Source organism: Sphingomonas bacterium (genome assembly GCF_903643065.1).
Classification (GTDB): domain Bacteria; phylum Pseudomonadota; class Alphaproteobacteria; order Sphingomonadales; family Sphingomonadaceae; genus Sphingomonas.
Genome location: NZ_CAHJWX010000253.1, coordinates 1 through 4,265, shown reverse-complemented (window position 1 = coordinate 4,265; position 4,265 = coordinate 1). Strand labels below are relative to the sequence as shown.

3 protein-coding genes are annotated in these 4,265 nt (G+C 70.3%); all 3 read left to right on the top strand.

Annotation, left to right across the window (positions count from 1 at the left end; all coding sequences use genetic code 11):
- Nucleotides 1–139: 139 nt before the first annotated feature.
- Nucleotides 140–820, top strand: coding sequence for an ABC transporter ATP-binding protein (locus HUU95_RS09675; protein WP_174279923.1), 681 nt, complete (start codon nucleotides 140–142; stop codon nucleotides 818–820).
- A gap of 1 nt (nucleotide 821) precedes the next feature.
- Nucleotides 822–3,233, top strand: coding sequence for an ABC transporter permease (locus HUU95_RS09670; RefSeq protein WP_174279922.1), 2,412 nt, complete (start codon nucleotides 822–824; stop codon nucleotides 3,231–3,233).
- Between the two features lie 9 nt (nucleotides 3,234–3,242).
- The coding region (locus HUU95_RS09665) for an ABC transporter permease (RefSeq protein ID WP_174279921.1) at nucleotides 3,243–4,265 on the top strand (1,023 nt) is incomplete at its 3' end.

The following is a 4,265-nucleotide window of genomic DNA, read 5'->3' as shown; positions in this document are numbered from 1 at the left end:
GCCGCGCGATCACCACCGGGCGGCGCAACCCCGATCAGGTGGAGGTCACCGCCGGCCTCGCCCCGGGCGAGCGCATCGTCACCACCGCGCTCGGCACCTACGCCCCCTACCACACCCTTCTCCTGCGATAGGACCCGCCATGATCCAGCTCCACGACGTCAGCCGCACCTATGCCTCCGACGAGGTCGAGACGACCGCGCTGGCCGACATCGACCTGTTGGTCGACGCGGGCGAGTTCGTCGCGATCATGGGCCCGTCGGGCTGCGGCAAGTCGACGCTGCTCAACGTGCTGGGCACGATAGACCGGCCGACGGGGGGCAAATACCTGTTCGAGGGCGCCGACATCGCCGCCGCGCCCGAGGCCGAGCTGGCGCGGTTGCGGCGCGACCGGCTGGGCTTCGTGTTCCAGAGCTTCAACCTGATCGACGAGCTGACGATCGCGGAGAACGTGGCGCTCGGCCTCGCCTATCGCGCGATGCCGGGCAAGGAGAAGAAGGACCGCGTCGCCGCCGCGATGGACCGCGTCGGCATCGCGCATCGGCGCGGTCATCACCCCCACCAGCTGTCGGGCGGGCAGCAGCAGCGCGCCGCCATCGCGCGCGCGATCGTCGGCGAGCCGCGCCTGATCCTCGCCGACGAGCCGACCGGCAACCTCGATACCGAGAACGGCGCGCAGGTGATGGACATGCTGAGCCAGCTCAACGGCGACGGCGCCACCATCATCATGGTGACGCACTCGCCCGCGCACGCCGATGTCGCCAAGCGCACGGTGCACATGCTCGACGGGCGCATCCTCTCCTCCGCGCGCCGGGCGGCCTGAGATGCTGACCTCGCTCTACCGCTCGCTGACCCGCCACCGGCTGTTCGCGCTGCTCAACATCGGCGGCCTCGCGCTCGGCATCGCCACGTTCATCGTCCTGTTCCTGTTCGTGCGCTTCGAGACCGGGTTCGATCGCGTGCTGCCCGACCAAGACAAGCTGTGGGTGGTGGAGGAACGCTATGTCATGCCGGGCTATCCGCCCGACACCAACCCGCAGACGATGGGCAACGAACTCAACATCCTGCGCGCGGACTATCCGCAGCTCGTCGGCACGCGATATGTCCAGATGACCGCCACCGTTCGCCAAGGCGCGCAGGCGACCGCCGAGGTGCTCGCGACGGTCGGCCCGAACTACCTGTCGCTGATGCGCTTTCCTGCAATCGAGGGCGATCCGACCGCGACGCTGGCCGATCCGAACGGCCTCGTCGTCACCCAGAAGACCGCACGCAAGTATTTCGGCAGCCAGCCGGCGATCGGGCAGACGCTGCGGATCTCGATCGATGGCGTGGACTATACCTATCGCGTCGGCGCCGTGCTGCGCGACATGCCCGACAACGTGACGTTCAAGGACGACATGTTTGCGCAGCTGGTGCCCGCGCGGTTCGGCAACGAGTGGTGGGATCATTGGGGCAGCACGTCGCTGACCACCCTGCTGCGTTTCCCCGACGCGGGCGCGGCGCGCGCGTTCGAGGCGCAGCTGCCCGGCTTCCTCGACCGCCACGCCTATTCGAGCAACAACATCAAGAAAGGCGAGTATTTCTTGTCGCTACGGCCGCTGACCGGCATGCACCTCTACACGCCCGGCGACCGCGCCGTGGTGGCGACGCTCGGCATCGTCGGGCTGCTGACGCTGCTGATCGCGATCGTCAACTACGTCAATCTGGCGACGGCGCGCGCCGGTCTGCGGGCGCGCGAGGTCGCGATGCGCAAGGTGCTCGGCGGCACGCGCTTCGCGCTGGTGGGTCAGTTCCTGGGCGAGGCGCTCGCAACCGTCGCGCTCGCGGCGCTGATCGGGCTGGCGCTGGCCGAGATCGCGCTGCCGTTCGTCAACGCGCTCGGCGGCACGACGCTGGCGATCCGCTATCTGGGCGCGGACGGCATCGTGCCGCCGCTCGCGGCGCTGGTGCTGGCGATCGGGCTGGTCGCCGGCCTCTACCCGGCCTTCGTCCTCTCCGGTTTCCGCCCAGCCGCCGTGCTCGCCTCCACCCGCGCGCCGGGTGGCGGACGGGCCGGCGCGCGACTGCGCGGCGCACTGGTGGTGGTCCAGTTCGCCATCGCCATCGCCTTTGCGATCGCCACGGCGACGATGCTGACGCAGACCGCGCACGTCCGCGCCGCCGATCTGGGCTTCCGCCGCGACGGGCTGGTGATCGTGCGGTCGATGTTCGCCGGCGGCATCGACGACGCGCAACGCGCCGCGATCCTGCGCGGCCTTGCCCGGGTGTCGCATGTCACCGGCGTCACCGTCGCCAACAACGCGCCGGGCGACCAGTCCACGACCAACTTTTCGGGCTATCACCGGCCGGGCGCGACCGGCCCGAAAGTGTCGCTGATGGATGTAGGGACCGGCCGCGATTATTTCGCCGTCTATGGCGCACGGCTGATCGCCGGCCGCCTGTTCGATGCCGCGCACGCCGACGACCGGGGCCTGATGTCGGCCGAGGCGCGCAAGCGGCTCGGCAGCAACGTGGTCATCAATCGCAAGGCGGTGACCGCGCTCGGCTTCGCCTCGCCACGGGCGGCGCTCGGACAGCCGATCAGCAATGACGCCCGGACCTCGACGATCATCGGCGTGGTCGACGACATCCGGTTCCGCAGCCCGCGCGATCCGGTCGATCCGGTCGCCTACACCTACAACACGGTCGACGTCCTCTCGCCCTATGGCGCGGTACGCTATAGCGGCGTCGACGCCAGGACGATGATGGCCGCGCTGGAAGCGGCGTGGAAGCGCGCCGTGCCGGGCGTCCCGTTCGAGGCGCGCTCGGTCGAGGAGAATTTGTTCGACCGCTACTACAAGGCGGACGCGCAACGCTCGCGGCTGTTCACGATCGGCGCGGTGCTGGCGGTGGCGATCGGGTGTATCGGGCTGTATGGCCTCGCCGCCTTTGACACCGCGCGGCGCGTCAAGGAGATCGGCATCAGGAAGACGCTGGGCGCATCGACCGGTGACGTCCTCAAGTTGCTCGTCGGCCAATTTCTGCGCCCGGTACTCCTCGCCAACCTGCTCGCCTGGCCGATCGCGTTCGTCGCGATGCGGCGATGGCTGTCGGGCTTCGACGACCGGGTCGCGCTGTCGCCGCTGTTCTTCGCCGGCGCGAGCCTGGTGGCGGTGCTGATCGCCGCGCTCACCGTCACCGGCCAGGCCTGGCGCGTCGCCCGCGCCGAGCCCGCGCGCGCGCTGCGCCACGAGTAGGAGACCGCGGTGAACGACACGCTCCTCACGCTCCATCGCTCGTTGACCCGCCACCGGCTTCATGCCGTGCTCAACATCGGCGGGCTGGCGCTGGGCATCGCGGTGTTCCTGGTGCTGTTCCTCTTCGTCGAGTTCGAGACCGGCTACGATCGCGTGCTGCCGGGCTGGGACCGGCTGTGGGTGGTGCAGCGGACGATGCAGTTCGCCGGCGTGGCGCGCGTCAGCATTCCCTCCCGGGTCGACATGCTGGCGAACCTGCGCGCCGACTATCCGGGCACGGTGGGAACCCGCCTGCTCAGTGGCGACGTCGCCGTGCAGGCGGGCCGGGGCAGCGCGATCGAGAAGCTGGGACAGGTCGATCCGGATTACTTCGCACTGTTTTCACTACCGGTGCTGGCCGGCGACCCGGCCGCGACGCTGCGCACGCCCGACGGCGCGGTGGTGACCGAGCGGATCGCGCACACCTATCTGGGCACCCGCTCGCCGCTCGGGCGGACGTTGGCGGTGACGCTGGACGGCAAGCCCCGGCTGTTTCGCGTCGGCGCGCTGATCCGCGACCTGCCGGTGGCGTTTACCCATCGCAACGACATCTTCGTGCAACTGCGTCCCGACGCGCAGCTCTTCAGCCAGCGCGGCGCCGGCCTGGTCACCTTCCTGCGCTTTGACAAGCCGGCGGCAGCGGCGACACGCGCCGCTCAGCTCCCGGCGTTCGACGCGCGCCATCCCGACCCTCACTTCGAGGGGCCGTCCGACAAGCTCAAGCTGACCGAGACGCTGGCACCGCTCGCGTCGCTCCACCTGGCCGAGCCGCGCGACCGGGCGGTGGTCGCGGCGCTCGGGACGGTGGGGCTGCTGGCGCTGCTCATCGCGGTCGCCAACTACGTCAATCTCGCGACGGCGCGCGCCGGGCTGCGCGCGCGCGAGGTCGCGCTGCGCAAGGTAATGGGCGGCACCCGCCGCGCGCTGGCCGGGCAGTTCCTTGCCGAGGCGATCGCGACCACCGCCGCCGCGACGCTGATCGCGCTGGCGCTG